The organism is Kribbella pittospori (assembly GCF_004331465.1).
Taxonomy (GTDB): Bacteria; Actinomycetota; Actinomycetes; order Propionibacteriales; family Kribbellaceae; genus Kribbella; species Kribbella pittospori.
Genome location: NZ_SJKB01000006.1, coordinates 474,373 through 499,172 on the forward strand (window position 1 = coordinate 474,373; position 24,800 = coordinate 499,172).

Below are 24,800 nucleotides of genomic sequence, written 5' to 3' on the forward strand. Positions count from 1 at the left end.
CACACCCGCAAGCCGGTTCCTCTGACGGTGCGGCCTCGTAGCTGAGTGGTTGACGTCGGCGGGGGATCGCCGGACCCTCGGGAGCGGGGGTGGTTGTGATGGGCCGGCGGATGCTGCGGGTGGGGAATCGGATCGGGGTGTGGATGTATCGCACGCTCGATGGGCGGTGGGCGAGCGGGAGCAAGGACGTGCACGTCCTGATGCTGACCACGCCCGGCCGGCGGACCGGCGTACCGCACTCGACCTGCGTGCGCTATCTGGAGGCGCCGGACGGGCTACTGGTGTGGGGAACCGGGTCGGGCTCCCGGCAGGATCCGGACTGGTTCCGCAACCTGCGCGCGGTCGAGGTGACCGACGTGCAGATCGGCGCGAAGCACGTCCGGATGTGTCCGCGGGAGTTGACCGGGGTGGAGCGGCAGACCGTGTGGACCGACGTCATCCTGCGCAAGGACCCCGGTATCGGCCGCTTCGCGACCAAGGCCAAGCGCACGATTCCGGTCGCCGTACTGGCACCGGAGCAGCGCTGACCTCAACTGGCCTGGCTTTCGACCGGCTCGGGGAGCTTGACCAGGACGGCCCTGGCGGCTCGCACGAGGTCAGCTTCGTTGTGGCCGAAGGCCTGGAGGTAGCACCCGAGGGCGGATCGCAGTAGTTGCAGCTCCTCGGTTTCCAGCTCGATGGTGTACATGATTCCAAGGTAAGTCCGAACCCGGCAGATGGAACCGCTCGTGATGCACCCGTTGTCAGCGGTCAACCGACGGGCCAGCCGGCCTTACCCAGGATCTCGGCCGCGGTCTCCGCCGGGGAGCCGTCGTTGCTGACCGTGAAGTCCTCGATCGGCTGGTGGGCGGCGGCCTCGGCCAGCGCGGCCTGTAGGTCCCAGTCGGGTCCGCGGGTCGACCGGGTCCGCGCTGCGACCAGGTCCGGCGGGGTCAGCACCCTGACTACGCGTACGTCGCAGTCGGCCAGCGCCTGCGTGTACGCCGCTTTGAGCTCGGCCGTCTCGACATGCCCACTCACGATCAGAAAGCGGGCACCCACGTCGCGGTAGGTCGGCCAGACCGCCGCAAGGTTGCGCGCCTTGAGCCGATCATGAAACCGGAGCCCCGAGTCCGGTGCTGCACCTAGTGCCCCCTCCGCTCCCGGCGGCTTGGGCCCGAACTGACCGACGGCATCCAGGTCGACGACCGCCGTCGGGTGGCCTGCACCGGTGAGGAGGCGGGCGATCGCCTGAGCGACCGTGGTCTTGCCAACTCCCCCACCGCCGGAGAGCAGCAGCGCCTGCGCGCTCAACTGTGCAGCTCTTCGGCGATCAGGACCGGCTGATGCGACGTCGGCGCCATCGGCAGCCGCCAGTCCGGTGGCGCGCTCCACGTCTGCCAGCCGTCCGAAAACGGCGATGTCCAGTCCTCGATGTCACGAACAGCGGCATGAGCATCGGCGACGATGCGCTCAGCCTCCGCCGGCGTGAAGCGCCCCGCAGTGACCGCGCCCTCCAGCTCGTCCTCGTCCTTCCACTCGATCGTGCGGTCCGGCCGGATCCACAGGTCGAGGACGTGGTCGACAGTGCTGGTCCGACGCCCCGCTGCGTCGCGCACATGCGGGGCCTCGAGGTTCACGTACCAGCCGCGGAAGCTGCCGTCCTCGGCCCAGAAATGCCACACCGACCACGGCTTGCCCGGCGGCAACACCTTCAAGATCCCCGTCCCGCGCCAGACGTCGAGCTTCAGCACCCGGTCCTCGGTGAACATCGCGACCGGACCGGCGTACCTCGTCTCACGTCCGTCCACCAGGACCGGCTTGATCAGCGGTGTCCCTGGGGCGAGCCAGGCGACCAGGCCGTCCTCGTCGTCACGCACCACGGTCATCGGGCGGACGTTCGGCTTGTCCGCGTGCCGTCCGGTCCCCTCGTACACCCACTCGATCGTGGTCCCCGGCTGCCAGAAGCGCGCCTCCGCTGCGGCTGCCGTCACGGCTGGGCCGGCCGGGTCATGGACAGTACGTCGAGGGCCGCGTCCAACTGCTCCTCGGTCAGGTCACCCTTCTCGACGTGACCGTTCTCGATCACGACCTCGCGGATCGTCTTGCCTTGTTTGAGTGCACTCTTCGCCACGGCGGCGGCGTTCTCGTAGCCGATGTAGCGGTTCAGCGGCGTCACGATCGACGGCGACGACTCGGCCAGCGCACGGGAGTGGTCGACGTTCGCGGTGATGCCGTCGACGCAGCGGTCGGCCAGCAGGCGGGAACTGTTCGCCAGCAGGGTGATCGATTCGAGCAGGTTGCGCGCGATCACCGGGAGCATCACGTTCAGCTCGAAGTTGCCGCCGGCACCGGCCACGGTGATCGTGGCGTCGTTGCCGATCACCTGGGCGGCGACCATCAGCGTCGCCTCGCAGATCACCGGGTTCACCTTGCCCGGCATGATGCTCGAGCCCGGTTGCAGGTCCGGCAGCGCGATCTCGCCGAGCCCGGCGCGCGGCCCGGATCCCATCCATCGCAGGTCGTTGCAGATCTTGGTCAGGCTCACCGCGATCGTCTTCAGCTGCCCGGACAACTCGACCAGACCGTCGCGCGCACCCTGCGCCTCGAAGTGGTCGTCGGCCTCGTGCAACTCCAGACCGGTACGCCGGTTCAGCTCCGTGATCACCTTCGCCGCGAAGCCCGGTGGTGTGTTGATCCCGGTCCCGACCGCCGTGCCGCCCAGCGGGAGCTCGGCGACCCGCGGCAGCGTCGCACGCACCCGCTCCGCACCGCGCCGAACCTGCTGCGCGTACCCGTTGAACTCCTGCCCGAGCGTCACCGGCGTCGCGTCCATCAGGTGGGTGCGCCCGGACTTGACCACCTCGGCGAACTCAGATCCCTTACGTGACAGGGATTCCGCCAGGTGCTCGAGTGCCGGCAGCAGCTCCTGGACGACACCCGCGGTGGCGGCGACGTGGATCGAGGACGGGAACGTGTCGTTGCTCGACTGCGAAGCGTTCACGTGGTCGTTCGGATGTACGTCGGTGCCGAGGGCACGGGTCGCGAGCGTGGCCAGCACCTCGTTGACGTTCATGTTCGTCGACGTGCCGGAGCCGGTCTGGAACACGTCGATCGGGAACTCCGCGTCGTACTCGCCGCCGGTCACCTGGTCCGCGGCGGCCACGATCGCGGCCGCCCGCTCGCCGTCCAGCACGCCGAGCTCGGCGTTCACCACCGCGGCCGAGGCCTTGATCTGGGCGAGCGCATGGATGAGCGCCGGCGCCAGCGGCCGGCCGGAGATCGGGAAGTTCTCCACCGCACGCTGGGTCTGCGCCCGCCACAACGCGTCCCGAGGCACCTTGACCTCGCCCATCGTGTCGTGCTCGATCCTGAATTCCGCATTGTCACCCATACCAGCAGAGTACGTCGCTCCGCGCAGTCGCCGACGACCGATTGTCAAACTGTGGATAACGAACCCTGGTACACGTAGTACGTCTCGGCCCGCCCTTGCAGCGTCACCGGAACAGGCGACACCGCACACGCCCCAAAGACCGCCCCGACGGCGGTCTCCAACGCATCCGACGCGGACGACGACCAGACGGTGAGTACGCCGCCAGTCCGCAGCTTCGACCGGCACACAGTCAGGAACGGCGACGCGTAGATGGCCGAGTTCTCGTTGTAGACAAGGAAGTCCGGGCCGTTGTCCACATCCAGCAGGATCCCGTCGAACGACGCATCGGACGACGCGGCAACAACCGCGCGTACGTCGCCGACGACCACCGACACCCGCGGATCGTCCAGCACCGACGGCACCAGTCCCGACCGCGTCCACGCCACCAGGTCCGGCTCGATCTCCGCGACCACGACCTCACCGAGCCGGTCGTCGGTCAGCAACGCACGGACGGTGTAGCCGAGCCCGAGACCACCGACCAGGACGCGATCAGGACGTCGTACCGAGGCCAGGGCGGCGGACGCGAGCAGCTCCTCGCTGGAGGTCTCACGGTCGTCCATCACGAAGACGCCGTTCACCCGCAGCTCGAGGGCTCCGTCGTCGTCACGCCGCCGCAGGACCAGCTCTCCCCGTTCACTGCTCCCCCGCGCGATCTCCGGCACGCCGACATCCTGCCAGGCCTCAGTAGTGCACCTTGAACCGCAGGTGCGTGGCATTGCCCGACGGTACGACGTCGGTCCGCTCCAGTTGGTACTGCCGGTCGCCCAGGTTCTCGAACAGCGGGGTCCCCGACTGCAGCAGGACCGGCACCAGATGAATCTGGATCTCGTCGAGCAGTCCCGCGGCCAGGCACTGCTGAGCCGCGCTCGCACCATGCACGCCGACGACCCCGTCGCCGGCAGCATCCTTCGCCGCCTTGACCGCCGCCTCGATGCCCTCACTGACGAACGTGAACACCGCTGGCGCTCGCACGGTCTCAGGAGCGGGCGGGTTGTGGGTGAGCACGAAGCACGGCAGCTGCCCCGCCGGACCGCCGTCGCCCCAGCCGCCGTCGCCCTCGGCCAGGTCGTAGGAACGCCGGCCCATCAGGATCGCTCCGGCCGAGGCGACCATGCCGTCCAGTACTGCGGTGTCCTCCGGGAACGGCTCCCAGAGCCAGCGGTGCAGGATGTCGCCGCCGACGCCGAGCTGGTGTTCCCTGGTCACGTCCGGGCCGGTGATGTAGCCGTCCAGCGACATCGAGAGGCCTGAGATGACGAGTGCCATGATGACTCCTTCGAAGAGGTGATTCCTACTCCTCGAAGCTTGCCGGTCGGACGCCCGTACGCGCCTCCGCGATCAGCACGGAAACACCACGGAAAGGACTCAGTACCAGCCCTTGGCCTGCGAGTGACCCCAGGCCGAGCACGGCGAGCCGTACGCGTCCTCGATGTAGTCCAGGCCCCACTTGATCTGGGTGACCGGGTTGGTCCGCCAGTCCGAGCCGTACGCCGCCATCCGATTGCCGGGCAGCGCCTGCGGGATGCCGTACGCCGTGGAGGTCGGGTTGTCGGCGTCGACCCGCCAGCGGGACTCCTTGTTCCACAGCTTCTCGAGGCAGCTGAACTGGCTCTCGCCCCAGCCGTGGTCGGGCAGGAGGTTCATCGCGACCTCCTTGGGCGTGCCCTCGAGCTTCTTCCGCTCGGCGTCGCGGCTGGCCCGCTCCTCGCGCGAGTCGTTGTCCTTCTCCTGCAGCGCCTTGTACCGCTTCAGGGCCGCGTTCTTGGCCGCGCGGACCGTGGCAGCCTTGTCCTGGGTCGCCTTGCGCTGGGCCTCGACGGCCTCGATCTGGTTGCGCAGCCGGATGACCTCCTGGGCCTGCTCCTCAGGGGACAGTCCCTTGGGCGAGGGCGTCTTCACCGCGTGGGCCTTCTCGCTGTTCAGCACGGCCATCTCGGCCCGGCCGGACACCTGTTCCGAGGCGACGCTGCTCCCGGGGGAGCTGAAGAGGTCGATACCGGCGACAACGGAGACGACGACGATTCCAGTCACTGAGAGAACCGCGACGGAGCGCTTCGCTTTCATCTGTCCTTCCGAGAAAACCCGACCCCCGTCGGCTGGCAACAGGAACATACTCTGGCGTAAACCGACCGTGATCACAAGCAGGTCACAGACAACGGTGCGGCCGCCCAACGGGCGACCGCACCGTGCACGCGGAAGTCTTACGCGTGCTTTACAGACAGAGATTACCTAAAACCAGAAACGCTCCTTACCAAGACCTTCCCCGCCCCGGTCACAGCTGCAGATCATCCAGCATCTCGGTGACCAGAGCGGCGATCGGCGACCGCTCCGAGCGGGTCAGCGTCACGTGTGCGAACAGCGGGTGCCCCTTCAACTGCTCGACCACCGCGACGACACCGTCGTGCCGGCCGACCCGTAGGTTGTCCCGCTGGGCCACGTCGTGGGTGAGCACCACCCGCGAGTTCGCGCCGACCCGGGAGAGCACCGTCAGCAGCACGTTGCGCTCCAGCGACTGGGCCTCGTCGACGATCACGAACGCGTCGTGCAGCGAGCGGCCGCGGATGTGGGTCAGCGGCAGCACCTCGAGCATGCCGCGGTCGATCACCTCGTCGATCACGTCACCGCTGGTCAGCGCGCCGAGCGTGTCGTACACGGCCTGCGCCCACGGCTGCATCTTCTCCGACTCCGAGCCGGGCAGGTAACCGAGCTCCTGGCCGCCGACCGCGAACAGCGGCCGGAAGACGACCACCTTCTTGTGCTGCCGCCGTTCCATCACCGCCTCGAGGCCGGCGCAGAGTGCGAGCGCGGACTTGCCGGTGCCGGCCCGGCCGCCGAGCGAGATGATCCCGACGTCGGGGTCCAGCAGCAGGTCGAGCGCGACCCGCTGCTCGGCCGACCGGCCGCGGATCCCGAACGCCTCCCGGTCACCCCGGACCAGCCGGACCCGCTTGTCCGGCATCACCCTGCCGAGCGCACTGCCCCGCTCGGACAGCAGCACCAACCCGGTGTGGGTCGGGAACTCACCGGCCTGCGGCAGCTCCAGTACGCCGTTCTCGTACAGGTCGTCGACCACGTGGGTCTCGACCTCGAGCTCGCTCATCCCGGTCCAGCCGGATTCCAGCGTCAGCTCGGCCCGGTACTCCTCGGCCATCAGACCGCAGGCCGACGCCTTGACCCGCATCGGCAGGTCCTTCGAGACCAGCGTGACGTCCCTGCCCTCGGACTTGAAGTTGCAGGCGACGGCCAGGATGCGGCTGTCGTTGTCGCCGAGCCGGAAACCGGCCGGCAGGCTCTCCGGATCGGTGTGGTTCAGTTCGACCCGGAGGGTTCCACCCTTCTCCCCCACTGGCAGGGGCGCGTCCAGACGTCCGTACTGGATCCGGAGCTCGTCGAGCAGCCGCAGTGCGGTGCGAGCGAAGTAGCCGAGTTCCGGGTGATGCCGTTTGGCCTCCAATTCGGTGACGACGACCACCGGGACGACCACCTCGTGCTCGTCGAACCGCAGCATCGCGTGCGGGTCCGACAGCAGCACCGAGGTGTCCAGCACGAAGGTGCGCTGGGCCGGTATGGATGAGGTACTTGACGCCTTGGCGTGGGTGGCAGCCATGTCGCACGTCCTCTCGGGCCGCGACGTGCACCACGCCCGGCCCACCAGTGGTTAGGTGATGGACCGGGAACTGACCCCGGGATCTGGTGCAGATCCCGTCCGCCGCGCCGCACGAGCGCTGACGGGAATCAGTGAGATCGAGACGCGAGGTCTCGGGCACTCCGTTCTGCCCCTCATGGGGCAACCGGCTGGCGAACGATTCTCAAGCTGATCGGGCCTCCCGGACAGCCGGCTTCCCCTCCGACCGTCACTAAGGAGCGTAGGTCGGCGGCGCAAACCCCGCATTCCGACACGCCCGGCCACGGGGTTAACGGCGTGTTACTTCTTCCCCCCACGCGGGGGAGGTCGTTCACGCTGCGGAGTGATCCGGCCCGCGACCCTCCGCGACAGTCTCGTCACATGCGGAAGAACTGGCCGGTGTGGACCGGGTACGCGACGGCTCTGTGGTCCCTCACGTACGGCGTCCTGGGCGTCTACTGGGCCTTCGGCGGAGCCGGCTACCCGTTCGCGAAAGTGACCGATGATCGTTCAACCGCCTCGATCCTGGAGGGCTCACCCGCCCAGGTCGTTGCCCCGGTCATGGCGGCCGTCGGTCTCGGTGGCGCCGTACTGGCGATCGTCATGACCAGACGCCCGGCCCGAGGTTGGGTGCTCCAGGCAATCGCCGCCGTACTGGCCGTCGGGCTCGCGGTGGTGATCCCTGACTACACACTGATCGCGATGGTTGCCCTCGCCCCTGCGTTGGTGGTCTTCGCGTTCACCGGCGTACCGGGTGAACAGGGCGGCGTGGGCGACATCCTGTACTGGCACCGGGTGAACCTGATCATCGTGTTCGTCGGTGGTCTGCTGTGGGCCGCGACCGCGATTGCGTACCACCGCCGCAGCCGGGACGCCTGTGTTTCCTGCGGACGCAGCGATCGCCCCGATCCGGCCTGGACGACACCGCAGCAAACCCTGCGCTGGGGTCGCATCGCGGTCACCGTCGCAGTGGTCGCCAACGTGCCGTACGAGTTCACCCGAGTGGCATGGTTCTTCGGCTGGCCGGTCGGGATCAGCGACGAGTTCCACCGGATGATGGCCGACACACCCGGCATGCTGGCGATGGGCCTCGGCCTGGCCGTGATGGGCGTCGGCGGCGGCATCCTCACCCACGGCCTGGTGCACCGCTGGGGAGAGGTCTGTCCGCGCTGGATCCGGTTCAAGGCGGGCAAGCGCGTCCCACCATTCCTCGCGATCATTCCGGCGTCGGTCGTGGCCGTCGTACTCATCCCGGCCGGCTTGATGAACACCCAACTCCCCCTGGACGGCGACAACTGGGCCCTCAACGGTCCCGGCATCCTCTGGGTGGTCTGGGGAGCCGCCCTGGGTACGGCGACGTACGCCTACTACCTGCGACGCCGTACGACGTGTGCACGCTGCGGACGCGGGGTCACGTCCCGAAGCGGCGCTCCCGTTGTGCGTAGCTCCGGATCGCCCGCAGGAAGTCGACGTGCCGGAAATCCGGCCACAGGGCTTCACAGAAGTAGAACTCGCTCAGCGCGCTCTGCCACAGCAAGAAGCCACCGAGCCGCTGCTCACCCGACGTCCGGATGACCAGGTCCGGGTCCGGCTGGCCCTTCGTGTACAGGTGCCGGGCGATGTGCTCGACGTCGACGCGCTCGGCCAGTTCCTCGATGGAGATGCCCTGCGCGGCCTCCTCGAGCAGGAGCGAGCGGACCGCGTCGGCCAGCTCCCGGCGGCCGCCGTACCCGACCGCGACGTTGACCAGCATCCCGTCGACTTCATGCGTGGCAGTCTCGGCCGCCTTGAGCGTCTCGGCGGTGGCGCCGGGCAACAGATCCAGCGCGCCGACCGGGTGGATCCGCCAGCGGCCGATCGCGGTCAGCTCGTCGACGGTCTGCTCGATGATCCGCAACAGTGGCTCGAGCTCGTCGGTGGGCCGGCTCAGATTGTCGGTGGAGAGCATCCAGACGGTGACCACCTTGACGCCGACGTCGTCGCACCAGTCGAGGAACTCGACGATCTTGTTCGCCCCGGCCTCGTGACCGCGCGACACCGGGTCGCCGACGGCCCGGGCCCAGCGCCGATTGCCGTCGATGATGACGCCGATGTGCCGCGGGATCCGGTCCGGCGACAGCGATCGGACCAGCCGGCGTTCGTACAGTCCGTACACCGCGTCGCGCAATTTTTGCTTGCCAGGTGTCCGCATGGGCAGGTGCTCTCCTCGAAGACTCTCGGTCACGAGGCTAGCCCAGATCGGCCGCTGTTGAGAGGGCCCGGAGCGGCTCGGAAAAAGCTCCCGGGAAGTTCGAACTTTCGCCGAAGTTCGTGCGTCGGACACGCGGGTGGCGGTGTGCCAACGGGTGATGTCGCCTACATTTCATGCTTATGGACGATGGAACCTACGGTTCCGTAGGTTACGGTTGCGTAGGTACTGAACCGCCCGGCACCCCTCGAAAGGACGGCGATGACCGCTACCAGCGCCCAGCCCCAGGAAGTCGGTCACCGGCTGTCGGGAAGACTCGCGCCGCTGAAGCCCAAGCTTCGCGGCTGGCTGCACGCCGGCACGTTCCCGTTCGCGACCGCCGCCGGCATCGTGCTGATCTGTCTCGCCCCCGGCGCCGAGGCCCGCTGGGCCGCCGCGGTCTACACCATGGGCGCGATGCTGCTGTTCGGCATCTCCGCGCTGTACCACCGGTTCTACTGGGGCCCGACCGGTGAGGCGATTCTGCGCCGGCTCGACCACAGCAACATCTTCCTGCTGATCGCCGGCACCTACACCCCGCTCGGGATGGTCCTGCTGCACGGCGACAACCGGTTGCTGATGCTCGGCCTGGTCTGGGGCGGGGCGCTGCTCGGCATCCTGTTCCGGATCTTCTGGGTGAGCGCACCGCGCTGGCTCTACACGCCGATCTACCTCGCCCTCGGCTGGGTGGCGATCTTCTGGATGGGCGACATCTACCACCAGGGCGGCGCGGCGGTGGTCACGCTGATCGCGGTCGGCGGCGGGCTCTACTCGATCGGCGCGGTCATCTACGGCACCAAGCGGCCGAACCCGTCACCCCTGTGGTTCGGCTTCCACGAGATCTTCCACGCGTTCACCGTGGCCGCGTTCATCTGCCACTACATCGCCGTCAGCATCGCCACGTACCAGGTCGGCTAGGGCGTGTCTCCCGATCCCACGCCGTAGCGAGCAGGTGCCCGCCGAGTGCCGCGCAGTAGGCGTGGGATCGGGAGACACGCCCTAACTCCCCAACTCTCTGAGGGTTTCGCGCAGTACGTCGTACCTTTCGCGGCCCAACTGCTGTTCCCACAACTCCTCTACGCGGGCGATCGCGGCCCGGCTGAAGTCGACTGCCTCGTCGCCACGCGGCGTACGGCGTACCAGCCGGACCCGCCGGTCACCCCGCAGCCGGTCCGACTCGGTGAATCCCAGTCGCTGCAGGTAATCGACGTGCTGCCCGAGGCCCTGCTTCGTCATGCCGGCGGCCTCGGCCAGATCGGTGATCCGGCCGCCCTCCGGCGGGATCATCTCGAGCAGCCGGTAGTGCGAGATCCGCAGCCCCGGGAACGCCTGCTCGGAGTCGGCCAGGATCTCTGCCCGTAGTCGCGCCATCACGAGCCCGAGCAACCCGGCGATGTGATCGGACCTGACCGGGTCCACCGGTGTGCCCGAAAGTCCGTTGACGGAAGTCATAAGGCAACTTTACTATCTCGGTAGTAAGGCTGCTTTACTTCTTTCCGTGCTGGCCCTGAAGACTGGCAGAAGACGCGGGCGGACGATGGGCGGCAGACTGCTTTGGGGGGAACGCATGATCACCACTCTGGAACCACTGGGCCGGGACGCCCTGTGCGACGACGACCTGACCGATCTGGTCCGGACCATCACCGGGGACCCGGCTGCACGGCCCGGCGCGGTCCGGGTCGAGCCGGTCGACTACCCGATCGGCACGCCGAGCACGGAGGCCCTGTTCCGGCTCTTCGGTACGGCGACCACGGCGGCCGGCGACACGGTCAACTGGTCCTGCTTCATCAAGAAGCTGCAGTCCGTCCGGCACTGGGAGTTCATCGACACCGTGCCCGAGCACTTCCGGGCTACCTTCATCCATAACCTGCCGTGGCAGCTGGAGATCGCCGTCCACCGCAGTGGCGTCGCCGACGTACTGCCGGACGGCCTGCGGCTGGCCACGGCGTACCGCATTGATCTGTACGACGACGATCGCGGCACGCTCTGGATGGAGAACGTCGTCCAGGAGCCGGGTCCGTGGCCGATGGAGCGGTTCGAGCGCGCGGCGTACCTGCTCGGGCGGCTGTCTGCCCGTCGTCAGCCGCAGCTGGTCGAGCCACTGCTCCCCCGCGACGGCATCACCATCCCGGGCGTCGGACTGCGGTACTACGTAGGCGGGCGCGTGATGATGAGCGCCCTGCCGGCTATCGCCGACCCGCAGACGTGGCGGCAACCGCTGCTCAGCGCGGCGGTCTGCCACGCGGGGGACCACCGTCTGCGTGACGACCTGCTCGACCTGGGTGAGCGCTTGCCCGCCGTACTGGACGCGCTCGACGCGCTGCCGCAGTGCTACCAGCACGGAGACGCGAGTCCGCAGAATCTGCTGGTTCCGGAGGGGAGTCCGGACGAGTTCGTGGTGATCGACTGGGGGTTCGACTGCCCGCAGGCGGTCGGGTTCGACCTGGGGCAGTTGCTCGTCGGACTGGCGCATGCCGGTGAGCTGGCGCCCGACGCGCTGCCGGCCGTGCACAACGTGATCTTCAAAGCGTTTCTGAAGGGCCTGGCCGAGGACGGGATGCAGGTGACCGAGGAGCAGGTGCTGTACGGCTATCTCGGCTCGCTGTGCGCCCGGGCGACCTTCACCGCGCTGCCGCTGGAGCAGATCACCAAGACCGTCGACGAGGTGACGCTGGCGATGTTCGAGGACCGCGTCCGGCTCACCCGCGTGCTGGTCGACCTGGTGTCGCAGGTGGTCTAACAAGAACATTTCGGTCGTGTCACAGCTGCAACGAACCGCCTGCCAAGAGGTATCCATGGTGCGTGAGGAACCTCAGCAGATACGCAGTGGTCGCCACGATCAGCACCGTCGCCGGACTGGTCCTGGTCGGCTGTGGTGCCGAGTCCGGCAATGGTGCGGGCGGTACGTCGTCCGCTCCCCCGACGCTGCCCAGCAGCTCGCCGACGGTGACTCAGTCGACTCCGGTCGGCACGGCTCTCCCGATCACCGTCAGCCGGACCGGTGGTTTCGCCGGCTTCGACGACAAGGTGACGATCGGCACCGACGGCGTCGCCACGGTCACATCGCGCGGCAAGCAGACGGTCCGGTGCAAGCTGGACGCCACCCTGCTGACGACGATCCAGACCGCCGCACAACAGGTCGACTGGGCCAGTCTGACTCCCACCAAGCCGAGCACCCGGCACCCCGACGACATGATCCTCGCGGTCACCGCGAACGGGAAGACGGCCCGCATCGAGGACCCGCAACTCAAGCCGATGTCGGAGTCGGTGAACCAACTACTCACCCAGGCCACCATCCCGCCAGGCAAGCTCTGCAAGCCGGTCTAACGGGGAGTCCGGGGCGCGCGAGCCTGGGCGGAGGCCGCGCGCCCCGGACGTGGGTTGTCAGCTCACGGTCAGCGACGTGTCGTCGATGACGAAGCTCGTCTGCAGCGAGGAGTCCTCCTGGCCGACGAACTTCACCGTGACCGTCTTTCCCTTGTACTGCGTCACATCGAGCGTCTTCTGCACGTACGACGTGCTCTTGTTCAGATTCGAGTACGTCGCCAGCGTGGTGGTCGTACCACCGTCGACGACCTGAACCTTGACCGTGTCATAGACCGTCGAGCCGGTCGTCTCAGCAGTGTCGATCCGGATCCAGTACGACAGCGCTGCCGCCGTCACCGAAGCCGGGATCGGCACCGATTGACCGACGTTCTCGGTGGTGGCTCGGCCGTTGCCTTGCAACCACGCTTTGTAGGAACCACCGTGGGCCGGACGCCCGGTGTTGTTGGTGATCACACCGGTCGTCCCGGTCCAGTTCGCCGGGCCGGACTCGAAGCCTGGGTTGAGGATCAGGTTGCTGCCGCCGGGTGGCGGACCGTCGGTGTAGTCCTTCTGGGTGTAGGTCCAGATCATGTGGCCGATGGCATCGATCTGGCGGTCCAGCGAGGTGAGGTCCAGGTTGCTGATGGTGTCGCAGGACCGGTGGTAGCAGCGGTCGAACGCCTGCCCCGCCGTACCACCCCACTTCGCTGCCTGGGCTGACGTCTTGGTCTCCTCGGCGCCGGAGAACGTGCCGGCGGTCGGGATGCCGAGCGACCGGAACGCCGCGTGGTCGGATCGGCCCTGGACGTCGATGAACTCGGTCTGGACATTCTGTTGGGTGAAGTACGCGACCAGATCGTCGCGGGCGCCGTTGCCCGCGGGATTGTCGTCGTACACGAAGTAGCCCGGGTTCGGCGACGCGATCATGTCGAAGTTCAGGTACAACTCGATCTTGTCGCGTTCCGTGCTGGGCAGATTGTTGACGTAGTACCTCGAGCCGACCAGCCCGAGTTCCTCGGCACCCCAGAACCCGAACCTCAAACGGTTCCTGGAGCTTTCGTTGCCGGCAGCGTAGGCAAGTGCGGTTTCAAGTACGCCGGCGCTGCCTGAACCGTTGTCGTTGATCCCCGGACCAGCACTGACGCTGTCCAGGTGCGAGCCGGCCATCACGACGTGGTTCACGTCGCCGTGCGGCCATTCGGCGATCACGTTGTACGACGTACCGGCCGAGGTGGAGAAGGACTGCAGTGTGGTGGTGTAGCCGGCCGCGTCGAGCTTGGCCTTGACCCAGTCGGCCGACGCCTTGTGACCGGGGCGACCGGCGGCGCGATTGCCGCCGTTGCTGGTCGCGATCGACTGGAACTGGTCGAGATGGGCCTTGGTGTTGGTGACGGAGATGTCCGGCGACTCGGCCGCGGTGGCGATGTTGCCTGGGGCAAGCAGTACGCCGGCCACGAGGACAGCGCCGAGTCCGGAGTACAGGAAGGTACGCATGGTGGATCTCCTTCAGCCGGGGCGAGCGAAAGGAAATCCGGGACGCGCGAGCCTGGGCGGAAGGCCGCGCGCCCCGGACGGGATCACCGCGAGACGGTCAGCTCGCGGTCAGCGAGGTGTCGTCGATGACGAAGCTGGTCTGCAGGGAGGAGTCCTCCTGGCCGACGAACTTCACCGTGACGGTCTTTCCCTTGTACTGCGTCACATTGAACGTCTTCTGCACGTACGACGTGTTCTTGTTCAGGTTCGAGTACGTCGCCAGCGTGGTGGTGGTGCCACCGTCGACGATCTGCACCTTCGCCGTGTCGTACACCGTCGAGGACGTCGTCTCCGAGGTGTCGATCCGGATCCAGAACGAGAGCGACGCCGCCGTCGCCGACGCCGGGATCGCGACCGACTGGCCGACGTTCTCGGTGGTGGCGCGGCCGTTGCCCTGCAGCCAGAGCTTCCAGCTGCCGGTGCGGGCCGGACGCCCGGTGTTGTTGGTGATCGGGCCGGCGGTGCCGGTCCAGTTCACCGCACCGGACTCGAAGCCCGGGTTCAGCAGCAGGTTGTCGCCGGTGGGCGGCGGCTCGGTGCCACCACCACAGGCGGCCGCACCGGCCGGGACGGAGATGCCGCTGAAGGCGGCCTCGATGCCCTTGCACTGCGCGGAGTCGGCGCCGTACAGCTCCTTGGCCGAGGTGATGGCGCCCTCACGAGCGTCCTTGTAGGTGCTGCCCGAGCTGAGCTTGGTGCTCAGCGTGCGGTACCAGACCTTGGAGGCCACATCGCGGCCGACACCGGTGATGGTCGCGCCGTTGCAGGCGGTGCTGCTGTGCGTCACGCCGCCGATGACCTTGCTGCCGGTGCCCTCGGAGGCCAGGTAGAACCAGTGGTTCAGCGGGCCGGACGAGTAGTGCGGGTCGGCGTTGCCGACCGAGCTGCTCCAGCAGTCGTAGCTGGCCCCGTCCTTCGACGGCTTGTCCATGTAGCGCAGCGGCGTGCCGTTGCCGTTGATGTTGATCTTCTCGCCGATCAGGTAGTCACCCGGGTCGGAGGAGTTGTTGGCGGAGAACTCGACCATGGTGCCGAAGATGTCCGAGGTGGACTCGTTCAGGCCGCCCGCGTCACCGAAGTAGTTCAGGTTGGCGGTCGCCTCGGTGACACCGTGGCTCATCTCGTGGCCGGCCACGTCGATCGCGGTCAGCGGACGGGCGTTGCCCTGGCCGTCGCCGTACGTCATCTGGCTGCCGTCCCAGAACGCGTTCACGTACGCGTTGCCGTAGTGCACCCGGGACCGGGCGCCCTGGCCGTTGTTGAAGATGCCGTTGCGGCCGTGGACGTTCTTGTAGTAGTCCCAGGTCAGCTGCGCGCCGTAGTGCGCGTCGACACCGGCGGTCTGGCGGCTGGACGTCGAGCCGTTGCCCCAGGTGTCGTCGGGGTCGGTGAACGTGGTGCCGTTGCCGGAGGTCGCACCGTTGAGGTCGGTGGTGAAGTTGCCACCGCGGCTCGGGTCGCTCATCGTGAAGCTGCCCGACGTACCGATGCTGACGGTGCCGGAGTACATCGAGTTGCCGGTACCGGTCTTGATCTCGTCGTCCTGGGCCAGCAGGGCGCCGGACTTGGCGTCGATGAACGAGTGCAGCACCGACGGGGTCTGGTCCGGCTTGACGCCGGTGGTGACGACCTCGTAGGCGAGCACGGGCTTGGCCGGCGTGACGAACACGACCAGCGCACCCTTGTTGCCGGTGGCCTTGAACTTGGCCGCCTGGGCACCCTTGGTGAGCGCGGCCGACTGGGACAGAGTCGGCTTGGTCGCGACACCGACGGACTTGGCGCCGAGGTTGTAGGTGACCTGGCCGATCGCCTCGCCCTTGCGCTTGACGATCAGGTCACCCCCGACGACCTTCAGGCCGTTGTAGGTGCGGTCGTAGCGGACGTACTCGGTGCCGTCGGCGTCCTTGACCACGTCGCGGACCTTGAGCACCTCGCCACCGGCGAGTCCGAGGGCTGCGGCCGTCTGCGCGGTCTGCGCCTGTTCGGCCTGGACGGCGGCCGGCTGGTTGAAGCCGGACGCCGGAAGCGGAGCCGCGCGATTCGCGGCCCCCGCGGTCGAGCCGGTGAACGCCGTCGCAAGACCCGCTGTCGCGACGATGGCCACCGCCCCTGCTGATGTCAGTCGTTTCAAGACAACATCTCCTCACGGTGTGGTCGCTGTTTGGGCGCAGCGACCGAATTCAGTTGGGGACGCCGGATGTATTGGCGCAGCAGTGCCACTGCCTCAGTTGTGACACTGTGTGTCAAGACGTGCGAGTTCTGTTACATCCGACTGAGGGAGGACTCTCGTCCCCAGCGGGCCCGGAGTCAAGGGATTCTTCGGAAACGACAGGGAAAACCCGCACTGCCGTCGTTGTCAGTTCACCGGGCGGAACTCGCGGCGAAGGTCTTCCGGCAACACGACGGGCAGCCGGCAGGTGAATTTCTGACACACGTACGCCGCGGGCTGGTCCTGCACCAACGTGCGACCTTCCATCAGCGGTACGGCGAGACCCGGGTCGCCCTGGACGATCGCCGTACCCCACGGCGCGTCCGTGAACGCGGTCCGGAGCAGCTCGGGCGAGCGGCCGGCGATGGCGATCTCGAGCGGCCCGGCGGCGATCGTCTCGGCCACCGCCAAGGCCCGCCCGGCGAACCGCGGTGCGCGGGCGGCGATGGTGGCCGAGGCCTTCAGAGCCTCAGCGGCCGCAGTCTCGTACCGGACCGATCCGGTCATGCTGGCCATCGTCGTGAACGCCTCGGCCGCCAGGCTCACGCCGGCCGGGCTGGCGTTGTCGGTCGGGTCCTGCGGACGCCAGACCAGCTGCTCCGCGTCGGCAGCCGTGTCGAAGTAGGAGCCGTTGGCAACGAATTGCTCGATTGTCCTGTCCAGCAGGCGTTGCGCGGTGTCGTACCACTCGATGTTGCCGCTGGCGCCGAACAGCACCAGACATGCCTGCGCGTACGCCGTGTAGTCCTCGAGGACACCGTGGGCCGTCCCGACAACGCCGTCCCGAGAGGTGCGGTGGAGGCGTCCGGTCTCATCGTCGAGGTGCACGTCCCGGACCACTCTGGCCGCCTGGCTGGCGGCTTCGACGTACTCGGGGCGGTCCAGAATCACGCCGGCTCTGGTGAGCGCCGTGATGGCGAGACCGTTCCAGGCGGCAACTACCTTGTCGTCGCGGCCGGGGTAGGTGCGCTGCGCGCGGGCCTCGCGCAAGATCGCCCGGATCCGCTGCCAGCGGTCGGGGTCGTCGGGATCCTGGCGAAGCTGGAGGACCGAAGACCCATGCTCGAAGGTGCCGCTGACATCGCAGAGCTCGATGACCCAGCGGGCGTCGTCCTCGGTCAGTGCCTCGTGCAACTGCTCCGGCGTCCAGACGTAGTACTTGCCTTCCACACCTTCTGTGTCGGCGTCGAGTGCGGAGGCGAAGCCTCCCTCCTCGGTCCGGAGCTCGGTGAGGAGGAAGTCGGCGGTCTCCTCGGCGATCCGCCGAGCGAGCGGATCGGAGCTCACCGCCCACCAATGGGTGTAGACGTCGAGCAGCAGCGCGTTGTCGTAGAGCATCTTCTCGAAGTGCGGAACGATCCACTGCCGGTCGACCGAGTAGCGCGCGAACCCACCGGCCAGCTGGTCGTACATGCCGCCGCGGGCCATCCGTTCGCACGTCTTCGCGACCATCTCGAGCGCGTCGGCCGAGCCGGTGCGGCGATGGTGGCGGAGCAGGAAGTCGAGGACCATCGACGGCGGGAACTTCGGCGCGCCGCCGAAGCCGGCGTCGGCCGGATCGAAGTCGGTCTTCAGCAGTTCGGCGGCATGGTCCAGCGTCGCGGTGTCGATCGCACCCTCGGCCGCGTGCTGCTGGGCGCCAAGCTGCCCGACCACCCGTCGGCCGATGTCGTCGATCTGATCGCGCTTGGTCTGCCACGCGTCGACCAGCGACTCGAGCACCTGACGGAACGACGCCATCCCGCCGCGAGCGTCCTTCGGGAAGTACGTGCCACAGAAGAACGGCTCGGCGTCCGGGGTCAGGAACACCGACATCGGCCAGCCGCCCTGCCCGACCATCGCTACCGTCGCCGACATGTAGATCGCGTCCACGTCGGGCCGTTCCTCACGGTCCACCTTGATGTTGACGAAGTGCTCGTTCAGGTACGCCGCTGTCGCCTCGTCCTCGAACGACTCGTGCGCCATCACATGACACCAGTGGCAAGCGGAGTACCCGACCGACAGGAAGACCGGCACGTCGCGCTCCCGCGCCTCCGCGAACGCGGCCTTTGACCACTCCCGCCAGGCCACCGGATTCCCCGCATGCTGCCGCAGGTACGGACTGGTGCTTCGGCCGAGCTCGTTCACGGACGTCATTGCTCCACCGTAGGCGGTCTGCGCTGGGCGGAGCCGCCGAGGCGGCAGACGGGCGGAATCATCCAGGCTGGATGATTCGCGTAGCGACCCGGTATTCCTACTGTGACTGCTCGGAGGACCGTTCCTACTCTGACTGCTCGGAGGACACCGGGATGACGACGGACATCCACCGAACACCCGTGCCCTTCGTCCGGGACGACTACATCGAACGCATGAGCGGCGTCGTCGAGGACGCCGTCGGAGCCGGCCTCACCGGCGTCATCGTCGCTCCCGGACCGGATCTGGTGTGGTTGACCGGATACCAGCCCACTGCGATCACCGAACGGCTCACGATGCTTGTCCTGAGCATCGATCGCGACCCGACGCTGGTGGTCCCCACGCTCGAGCGACCCGACGCCGAGTCGGCCGAAGGTGCGAGTGCCGTCACCATGGTCGATTGGGCTGATGGATCCGACCCGTACCCGTTGGCAGGAAGCCTGCTGACAGCAGACGGCCGGTTCGGAATCTCGGACTCGGCCTGGGCCATGCACCTGCTCGGACTGCAACGGGCGCGGCCGGCCGCGAGCTTCCAGTCGTTGAGCGACAGCATGCCGATGATGCGTGCGGTCAAGAACGCCGGCGAACTGCAGCGTCTTGCGCTGGCAGGACAGGCGGCGGACGCGACGTACGAGGAGATCGTCAAACTGCGCTTCGCGGGCCGGCGCGAAACCGAAGTCGCGGCCGATCTGGCCAGACTGCTGCGGGAGTTCGGTCACGAGCAGGTCGACTTCACCGTGGTCGGATCCGGCCCGAACGGCGCCAACCCGCATCACGAGGCCGGCGAGCGAGAGATCCAGGCCGGCGACGCGGTTGTGCTCGACTTCGGCGGCCTGATGCACGGCTACGGCTCCGACACCACGCGAACGGTCGTCGTCGGGGAGCCGAGCGCCGAGGTGCAGAAGGTTCACGACATCGTCCGCACGGCACAGCAAACGGCGTTCGAGGCCGTCCGTCCGGGTGTGCCCTGCCAGGACATCGACCGCGCTGCCCGCGCGGTCATCACAGACGCCGGGTACGGCGACCAGTTCATCCATCGCACCGGCCACGGGATCGGTGTGACCACCCACGAGCCGCCATACATGGTCGAGGGCGAAGAGCAGCCGCTCGAGCCCGGGATGTGCTTCTCCATCGAGCCCGGCATCTACCTGGCCGGTCGCTTCGGAGTCCGGATCGAGGACATCGTCACGGTCACCGAGTCGGCCGGACAGCGGTTCAACAACACCGATCACACCATTCGGATCGTCGAGTAGAGATCTCTGATGTCAAATCCAGTACCAGCGCTGCGTCGTTGCCAAGGGGGCGATGATGGTGTCGGAACGTCAAAGCACTAGTGGATCTCTAGGATCCTGCCGCCGGTCACCTCGGGTGTGGTTGCCGTGAGTTCGGCCGACGTACCTGTCGAGCCACCGGTCGTGGCCGAGGCCGCCAAGACCAAGGTTCCCGCGCGGGCGTGGATCTCCTGGGTCGCTCTGGCGATGATGACCACCAGTTCGGTCGCGAGCCTGCGGGCCGCACCGACGATGGCCGTCTACGGCCTGGCGTGCGTCTTCCTGTACCTGCTCCCCGCGATCGTGTTCCTGCTGCCCACCTCTCTGGTGTCGGCAGAACTGGCGTCGGGGTGGACAGGCGGCATCTACAAGTGGGTCTCGGAGGGACTGTCCAAACCGTTGGGCTTCCTGGCCGTGTGGTGCCAGTTCGCAATGACGATCTTCTACTACCCGAGCCTGCTCGGGTTCGTCGCGAGCACCCTCGCGTACGTCTTCAACCCCGACCTGGCCAGCAGTGGCGTCTGGACCGCCCTGGTGATCATGGTGACCTATTGGAGCGGCGTCTGGGTCTCGTCACGCGGCACCAAGGGCGTGGCCGGCCTCGCCAGCGGCGGCCTGATCATCGGAACCCTGATCCCCGGCGTCGTCCTGGTCACCCTCGGCATCGTTTTCCTTGGCCAGGGCAACCCGTCCGCCGCGCCGATGACGGCCGACAACATCTTCCCGGTGTGGGCCGGACTCTCGAGCCTCGTCCTGATCGTCAACAACTTCCTGTCCTACTCCGGCATGGAGATGAACGCGGTTCATGTGGGGTCGTTGCGGAACCCGCCCAAGGAGTTCCCGAAGGCGATCTTCCTCGCGATGGGCATGGTGCTCTTGATCTTCATCCTGCCGGCACTCGCGATCAGCTGGGTCGTCCCGGCCGAGGAGCTGTCCCTCACCGCCGGTGTCATGCAGGCCTTCGACGCGGTCTTCGCGAACTTCGGCACGCAGTGGCTGACACCGATCGTCGGGATCATGCTGGTCACGGCATCCCTGGGCGGGATGCTGACCTGGCTGGCCGGCCCATCGAAGGGTCTGCTGCTGATCTCCCGTCAGGAAGGCTACCTGCCGCCGTACCTGCAGAAACTCAACAAGAACGGTGTGCAGCAGAACATCCTCGTCGTCCAGGGCCTCGTCACCACCGTCATTGCGCTGCTGTACGCGTTCATCCCCGATGTCTCCAGCACGTACTGGATCTTCTCGGTGATCACCACGCAGGTGTACCTGATCATGTACCTGCTGATGTTCGTGGCCGCGATCCAGCTGCGCCGCAAGTTCCCCGATCACCCCCGTGGCTATCGCGCGCCGATGCTGGTCGGCATGTGCGGCGTGGGCTTCGCTGCCTCGCTCGCCGCGCTGCTGGTCGGCTTCATCCCACCGTCGCAGTTCGAGTCCGGCAACTCGTTCGTGTACTTCCTGATCGTGGGCGGCGGGGCGCTCGGCCTCGGCCTCCTGGTCCCGTGGCTGTTCCTGAGGCTGCGTAAGCCCTCCTGGCGGCAGCCGGAGCCCGAAGGGGTGCCGGAATCATGAGCATCCAGGAAGAGACACAGTCCGGCAGCGAGCGCAGGACCATCTACATCGTCGTTGCCGTGGTGGTTGCGATCTTGATGATCATCGGGCTGATCGCCTTCAGCTCCAAGAGGTCGAACGAGCAGGCCGAGCAGAAGGCCGACCAGTTCATCGCGGCGCTCCAGTCCGCCGGTGCGCGAACGCCCACCCGCGATCAGGTCGTCCGCGTTCTCGGCGACGACGGCGGCGCCACCTGCAACGATCCGAACAGCGCCCTCACCCGGGGCACCCTGCTGGCGCTGCTGTCCAACGGCGCAACGGGGCCGGGCATGCGTCCCGTGATCGCGGACAGCCGGGTCCTTCGCGGCCAGCTGCTGATCATCAAGATCTACTGTCCGGACGAGCTGGAGGACTTCCAGAACTTCGTCGACGATCTCAAGACGAGCGGTGTGGCGGGGGACTGACGATGGACCTGCGAAGCCGGATCGCGGAATTGATGCCGCAGGCACGCGACGAACTCGCCGACCTGGTCGCCATCAAGTCCGTGGCGGATCCTCGCCAGTTCCCGGCCGAGGAATGCGAGCGCGCCGCGCAGTGGGTGCTCGAGAAGTTCCGGGAGTTGGGGTTCTCCGACGTGGAACTGCACGAGACCGCCGACGGCAGTCGCGCCGTCGTCGGGTCGCGGCCTTGCCCGGATGCGGACGCCCCCACTGTGTTGCTGTACGCCCACTACGACGTCCAGCCGCCACTCGACGATGCTGCCTGGCGTACGCCGCCGTTCGAACTGACCGAAGTGGACGGTCGGTGGTTCGGCCGCGGGGCGGCCGACTGCAAGGGCAACATCATCATGCACCTCGCCGCTCTCCGGGCGCTCGGTGAGCAGATGCCGGTGAACCTGAAGCTCGTGGTCGAAGGATCGGAGGAGCAAGGGACCGGCGGCCTCGAGGCGTTCGTGCCCGACCATGCCGACCTGCTCCGCGCGGACACGATTCTCGTGTGCGACACCGGCAATGCGGCGGTCGGCCGCCCGGCCGCCACGGTGAGCCTGCGCGGAATGGTGAACGTGGTGGTGACTGTCGAGGCGCTCGGGTCGGAGGTCCACTCCGGCATGTTCGGCGGTCCCGCACCGGACGCACTCGCGGCACTCGTCGCAATGCTGGCCAGCCTGCGCGACGGCCAGGGCAACACGACGATCAAGGGGTTGGACAACACCCAGACCTGGTCGGGTGAGCCGTACCCGCCGGACCAGTTCCGGCACGACGCCATGGTGGTGGATGGCGTCTCCCTGACCGGGGAGGGCACCGTCTCGGACATGCTGTGGGCGCGCCCGGCGGTGACCATCCTGGGCATCGACTGTCCGCCCGTCGTCGGGTCGGCCGCGGCCATCGTGCCCAAGGCTGCGGCGCGCTTGAACTTGCGCATCCCACCTGGTGTGGACCCGGAGGAAGCCGGCACCAGGCTGATCGAGCACCTCCAGGCGACAGCGCCGTGGGGTGTCCGGGTCAGCACCGAGATCGAGGCGACCGGAGCGCCCTTCAAGGCCGAGGTGGACGGGCCGGCGTACGAGGCCATCCGGTCGGCGATGGACGAGGCGTACGACACGCCGATGACCTCGCTGGGGCAGGGTGGGTCGATCCCACTGTGCAACGTGTTCGCCGACGTCTACCCGCAGGCCGAGCTCATCCTGATCGGCGTGGAGGAACCGATGGCACTCATCCACGCACCGAACGAGAGTGTCGACCCGACCGAGATCGCGACCATGGCACTGGCCGAGGCGCTGTTCTTCCAGCGCTACGCGGCCGCGAGCAGTCCCAACTAGAGCGTCCGCCGACGCCGCGTACCGGAAGACGTGCGCGTCGGCGGGCCGGAATGCACTGGGCCGGGCGGGACTTGAATCTGGCATGGCCGTTCATCCGTTACTCGCGTCTCGGTTCAGCCCGCTCAGGTTCGACTCTGAGTCGGCCGTCACGGAAGACGATGTGGACCTGCTGCTGGAAGCTGCCCGCTGGGCGCCTTCGGCCGGCAACTCACAGCCGTGGGCCTACTTCACCGCGCGGCGCGATGAGCCGGAGCACAAGCGGATCGTGCGCCACCTCGCCGCCAGTTCGGCCCGATGGGCTCCGAGTGCGGGCCTTCTCGTCGTGACGATGGCGCACCGGTTCGTCGAGGACACGGACTGGGCATACTCCGATTTCGCGGACTACGACCTGGGCCAGTCAGTGGCCCACCTCACCCTGCAGGCACACGCGATGGGTCTCGCCTGCCGCCAGTTCCGCGCCTTCAACCTCGACGCCCTGACCGAGGACCTCTCCCCCGGCGCCGGCTGGCACATCGTCTCGATGATCGCCATCGGCCGCGCCGCCGAAGACCGCCCCCAGACCCGCGAACGCCGTACCACGTCCGACCTGCGCACCGCCCCGTGGTCAGGCGGTCTGTGAGAGGGCTACGGACAGGCCGAGGGTGAGGGCCATGACGAAGAGTTCGGTGCCGACGATGCGCCAGAACGGGTTGCCGCCGTCAACCAAGTCGCCGATCGCGCGGCGGCGGTGCAGCCAGGCCGCGATGATCAGGATCACGAACGCGGCGATCTTCACCAGCAGGAGAACGCCGTACGCATCCGAGGTGAGCGCGTCGGGGATCGAACCCCAGCCGCCGCCCTTCGCGGCCAGCCGCCCGGCGGCGCTGAGCAGGCCGCTCAGCAGTACGGCGATCGACGAGATCGACGCGACCTCGTTGAACCGCTCGAGCACGATCGGGAGGCCGGTGCGGCTCGCCCGTCCGTAGCGGACCAGGCCGGCCAGTCCGCCGATCCAGGTGGTCGCGGCAATGACGTGGACGACAAGGGCCGCGCCGGCGACGACGACGTACGACTCGTTCCGCGGGTACGCCGTCAGTGCGGTCGGGACAAGGGCCGCGATAGCAACGAGTACGCCGAGACTCGCGGCCGACGAAGTCTGGACGCGGCGGATGCCGATCGCCAGCGCGACGACCAGGATGCCGGTGATCAGCAGCGCCTTGACCTCGGGTACGCCGAGGGCGTCATCCAGCCGGAGGCGGAGCAGGTTGACGGGAGTGTCGAGCAGGATGGACGCCGTGACGATCGCGCCGGCGAACGCACAGACCGCCCAGATGATCGCCGCGTTGCTGGCGTCGCGCACGGCCCGGCGGCCCTGCACTCCGAGCGGACCGCCCTCGATCCGCAGCAGCACCACCGCGGCCAGCAGCGCACCCGCACAGCCGACGGTCGCGAAGATCGAGATCAGCCGGAACAGCGGAAGCAGCCAGCCGACGAACACCGACGGTCCGCCGATGCCACCCGTGTCCTGCGGTTCACTTCCGGCTGCGAACAGACCGATGACCATCGCCACCGAGGCGACGATCACGGCCGTCAGACCACCCGCGACCAGCCGTCCGGGCATCCGGTGCCGGGCGGCGCGGGTCGCGGTCACAGAGCGAACTCGGCAGCGGCACGATTGAACACGCGCTCACTATAG

23 protein-coding genes are annotated in these 24,800 nt (G+C 67.8%); 9 read left to right on the plus strand and 14 right to left on the minus strand.

All coding sequences use genetic code 11. The annotated features are described in order from the left end of the window. The first annotated feature begins 98 nt into the window (after positions 1 to 98). Positions 99 to 527, plus strand: coding sequence for a nitroreductase/quinone reductase family protein (locus tag E0H73_RS21750; RefSeq protein WP_131359375.1), 429 nt, complete (start codon positions 99 to 101; stop codon positions 525 to 527). Positions 528 to 529: 2 nt separating this feature from the next. Here E0H73_RS21750 and E0H73_RS45930 read toward each other — a convergent pair whose 3' ends face one another. From E0H73_RS45930 to E0H73_RS21795, 9 genes are all read right to left on the minus strand, one after another. Beyond that, on the minus strand, positions 530 to 688 hold the full coding sequence (locus E0H73_RS45930) for a hypothetical protein (RefSeq protein ID WP_165555766.1): 159 nt from the start codon (positions 686 to 688) through the stop codon (positions 530 to 532). 62 nt (positions 689 to 750) lie between these two features. Next, positions 751 to 1,293: a nucleotide-binding protein gene (locus E0H73_RS21755; protein WP_165555767.1), complete on the minus strand. Its 543-nt coding sequence runs from the start codon at positions 1,291 to 1,293 to the stop codon at positions 751 to 753. Beyond that, a complete protein-coding gene (locus tag E0H73_RS21760; protein WP_238164153.1) occupies positions 1,290 to 1,973 on the minus strand; it encodes a ribonuclease FAU-1 family protein in 684 nt (227 codons plus the stop codon). The genes E0H73_RS21755 and E0H73_RS21760 overlap by 4 nt, the downstream gene beginning before the upstream one ends. Next, a complete protein-coding gene (locus tag E0H73_RS21765; protein WP_131359379.1) occupies positions 1,970 to 3,373 on the minus strand; it encodes a class II fumarate hydratase in 1,404 nt (467 codons plus the stop codon). The genes E0H73_RS21760 and E0H73_RS21765 overlap by 4 nt, the downstream gene beginning before the upstream one ends. A gap of 44 nt (positions 3,374 to 3,417) precedes the next feature. Next, the gene (locus E0H73_RS21770; RefSeq protein ID WP_131359381.1) at positions 3,418 to 4,074 is read right to left on the minus strand and encodes a spermine/spermidine synthase domain-containing protein; all 657 of its coding nucleotides are present in this window, start codon (positions 4,072 to 4,074) and stop codon (positions 3,418 to 3,420) included. A 19-nt stretch (positions 4,075 to 4,093) separates the two neighbouring features. Continuing rightward, complete coding sequence (locus tag E0H73_RS21775; protein ID WP_131359383.1) at positions 4,094 to 4,678, minus strand: dihydrofolate reductase family protein; 585 nt, start codon at positions 4,676 to 4,678, stop codon at positions 4,094 to 4,096. 99 nt (positions 4,679 to 4,777) lie between these two features. Continuing rightward, positions 4,778 to 5,443 (minus strand): aggregation-promoting factor C-terminal-like domain-containing protein, encoded by a 666-nt coding sequence (locus E0H73_RS21780; RefSeq protein ID WP_238164154.1) that lies wholly within the window; start codon positions 5,441 to 5,443, stop codon positions 4,778 to 4,780. A 241-nt stretch (positions 5,444 to 5,684) separates the two neighbouring features. Then, a complete protein-coding gene (locus tag E0H73_RS21785) occupies positions 5,685 to 7,019 on the minus strand; it encodes a PhoH family protein (protein ID WP_131359386.1) in 1,335 nt (444 codons plus the stop codon). A 1,429-nt stretch (positions 7,020 to 8,448) separates the two neighbouring features. Continuing rightward, positions 8,449 to 9,228, minus strand: coding sequence for an isoprenyl transferase (locus E0H73_RS21795; protein WP_131359388.1), 780 nt, complete (start codon positions 9,226 to 9,228; stop codon positions 8,449 to 8,451). Positions 9,229 to 9,486: 258 nt separating this feature from the next. Here E0H73_RS21795 and trhA point away from each other — a divergent pair, with 258 nt between their 5' ends. After that, positions 9,487 to 10,182, plus strand: coding sequence for a PAQR family membrane homeostasis protein TrhA (trhA, locus tag E0H73_RS21800; protein WP_131359390.1), 696 nt, complete (start codon positions 9,487 to 9,489; stop codon positions 10,180 to 10,182). Between the two features lie 81 nt (positions 10,183 to 10,263). Here trhA and E0H73_RS21805 read toward each other — a convergent pair whose 3' ends face one another. Beyond that, a complete protein-coding gene (locus E0H73_RS21805) occupies positions 10,264 to 10,716 on the minus strand; it encodes a MarR family winged helix-turn-helix transcriptional regulator (protein ID WP_131359392.1) in 453 nt (150 codons plus the stop codon). Between the two features lie 115 nt (positions 10,717 to 10,831). Here E0H73_RS21805 and E0H73_RS21810 point away from each other — a divergent pair, with 115 nt between their 5' ends. Together E0H73_RS21810 and E0H73_RS21815 are read left to right on the plus strand one after the other, a co-directional pair. Beyond that, entirely contained in the window at positions 10,832 to 12,004 is a 1,173-nt protein-coding gene (locus tag E0H73_RS21810) for a phosphotransferase (protein WP_131359394.1), read from the plus strand. Between the two features lie 62 nt (positions 12,005 to 12,066). Beyond that, on the plus strand, positions 12,067 to 12,591 hold the full coding sequence (locus tag E0H73_RS21815) for a hypothetical protein (RefSeq protein WP_238164155.1): 525 nt from the start codon (positions 12,067 to 12,069) through the stop codon (positions 12,589 to 12,591). 57 nt (positions 12,592 to 12,648) lie between these two features. On the opposite strand, the gene E0H73_RS21820 is transcribed toward E0H73_RS21815, so the two are convergent. The 3 genes from E0H73_RS21820 to E0H73_RS21830 all read right to left on the minus strand — a co-directional run bounded on the left by E0H73_RS21820 (position 12,649) and on the right by E0H73_RS21830 (position 18,448). Next, complete coding sequence (locus E0H73_RS21820) at positions 12,649 to 14,064, minus strand: M28 family peptidase (RefSeq protein ID WP_131359396.1); 1,416 nt, start codon at positions 14,062 to 14,064, stop codon at positions 12,649 to 12,651. Positions 14,065 to 14,161: 97 nt separating this feature from the next. Next, positions 14,162 to 16,207, minus strand: a complete 2,046-nt coding sequence (locus tag E0H73_RS21825; protein ID WP_131359398.1) for a M4 family metallopeptidase — start codon at positions 16,205 to 16,207, stop codon at positions 14,162 to 14,164. Between the two features lie 252 nt (positions 16,208 to 16,459). Further along, positions 16,460 to 18,448: a thioredoxin domain-containing protein gene (locus E0H73_RS21830; RefSeq protein ID WP_131359400.1), complete on the minus strand. Its 1,989-nt coding sequence runs from the start codon at positions 18,446 to 18,448 to the stop codon at positions 16,460 to 16,462. Between the two features lie 152 nt (positions 18,449 to 18,600). Here E0H73_RS21830 and E0H73_RS21835 point away from each other — a divergent pair, with 152 nt between their 5' ends. The 5 genes from E0H73_RS21835 to E0H73_RS21855 all read left to right on the plus strand — a co-directional run bounded on the left by E0H73_RS21835 (position 18,601) and on the right by E0H73_RS21855 (position 23,744). After that, a complete protein-coding gene (locus tag E0H73_RS21835; protein WP_131359401.1) occupies positions 18,601 to 19,737 on the plus strand; it encodes an aminopeptidase P family protein in 1,137 nt (378 codons plus the stop codon). 126 nt (positions 19,738 to 19,863) lie between these two features. Next, positions 19,864 to 21,327, plus strand: coding sequence for a glutamate/gamma-aminobutyrate antiporter GadC (gene gadC / locus E0H73_RS21840; protein ID WP_238164156.1), 1,464 nt, complete (start codon positions 19,864 to 19,866; stop codon positions 21,325 to 21,327). After that, positions 21,324 to 21,770 (plus strand): hypothetical protein, encoded by a 447-nt coding sequence (locus E0H73_RS21845; protein WP_131359404.1) that lies wholly within the window; start codon positions 21,324 to 21,326, stop codon positions 21,768 to 21,770. The genes gadC and E0H73_RS21845 overlap by 4 nt, the downstream gene beginning before the upstream one ends. Before the next feature lie 2 nt (positions 21,771 to 21,772). Beyond that, the gene (locus E0H73_RS21850) at positions 21,773 to 23,125 is read left to right on the plus strand and encodes a dipeptidase (protein ID WP_131359406.1); all 1,353 of its coding nucleotides are present in this window, start codon (positions 21,773 to 21,775) and stop codon (positions 23,123 to 23,125) included. A gap of 82 nt (positions 23,126 to 23,207) precedes the next feature. Then, entirely contained in the window at positions 23,208 to 23,744 is a 537-nt protein-coding gene (locus E0H73_RS21855) for a nitroreductase family protein (RefSeq protein WP_131359408.1), read from the plus strand. On the opposite strand, the gene E0H73_RS21860 is transcribed toward E0H73_RS21855, so the two are convergent. Continuing rightward, positions 23,730 to 24,755 carry a CopD family protein gene (locus E0H73_RS21860; RefSeq protein WP_131359410.1) on the minus strand — a complete coding sequence of 342 codons (1,026 nt, stop codon included), beginning with the start codon at positions 24,753 to 24,755 and terminating at the stop codon, positions 23,730 to 23,732. The genes E0H73_RS21855 and E0H73_RS21860 overlap by 15 nt on opposite strands. Positions 24,756 to 24,800: the final 45 nt, after the last annotated feature.

Coding starts and splice junctions, on each gene's coding strand:
- E0H73_RS21835 (WP_131359401.1), top strand. CDS start 18,601: ATGACGACGGACATCCACCGAACACCCGTGCCCTTCGTCCGGGACGAC.
- E0H73_RS21855 (WP_131359408.1), top strand. CDS start 23,208: ATGGCCGTTCATCCGTTACTCGCGTCTCGGTTCAGCCCGCTCAGGTTC.
- E0H73_RS21845 (WP_131359404.1), top strand. CDS start 21,324: ATGAGCATCCAGGAAGAGACACAGTCCGGCAGCGAGCGCAGGACCATC.
- E0H73_RS21750 (WP_131359375.1), top strand. CDS start 99: ATGGGCCGGCGGATGCTGCGGGTGGGGAATCGGATCGGGGTGTGGATG.
- E0H73_RS21820 (WP_131359396.1), bottom strand. CDS start 14,064: ATGCGTACCTTCCTGTACTCCGGACTCGGCGCTGTCCTCGTGGCCGGC.
- E0H73_RS45930 (WP_165555766.1), bottom strand. CDS start 688: ATGTACACCATCGAGCTGGAAACCGAGGAGCTGCAACTACTGCGATCC.
- trhA (WP_131359390.1), top strand. CDS start 9,487: ATGACCGCTACCAGCGCCCAGCCCCAGGAAGTCGGTCACCGGCTGTCG.
- E0H73_RS21765 (WP_131359379.1), bottom strand. CDS start 3,373: ATGGGTGACAATGCGGAATTCAGGATCGAGCACGACACGATGGGCGAG.
- E0H73_RS21785 (WP_131359386.1), bottom strand. CDS start 7,019: ATGGCTGCCACCCACGCCAAGGCGTCAAGTACCTCATCCATACCGGCC.
- E0H73_RS21805 (WP_131359392.1), bottom strand. CDS start 10,716: ATGACTTCCGTCAACGGACTTTCGGGCACACCGGTGGACCCGGTCAGG.
- E0H73_RS21795 (WP_131359388.1), bottom strand. CDS start 9,228: ATGCGGACACCTGGCAAGCAAAAATTGCGCGACGCGGTGTACGGACTG.
- E0H73_RS21810 (WP_131359394.1), top strand. CDS start 10,832: ATGATCACCACTCTGGAACCACTGGGCCGGGACGCCCTGTGCGACGAC.
- E0H73_RS21830 (WP_131359400.1), bottom strand. CDS start 18,448: ATGACGTCCGTGAACGAGCTCGGCCGAAGCACCAGTCCGTACCTGCGG.
- E0H73_RS21850 (WP_131359406.1), top strand. CDS start 21,773: ATGGACCTGCGAAGCCGGATCGCGGAATTGATGCCGCAGGCACGCGAC.
- E0H73_RS21775 (WP_131359383.1), bottom strand. CDS start 4,678: ATGGCACTCGTCATCTCAGGCCTCTCGATGTCGCTGGACGGCTACATC.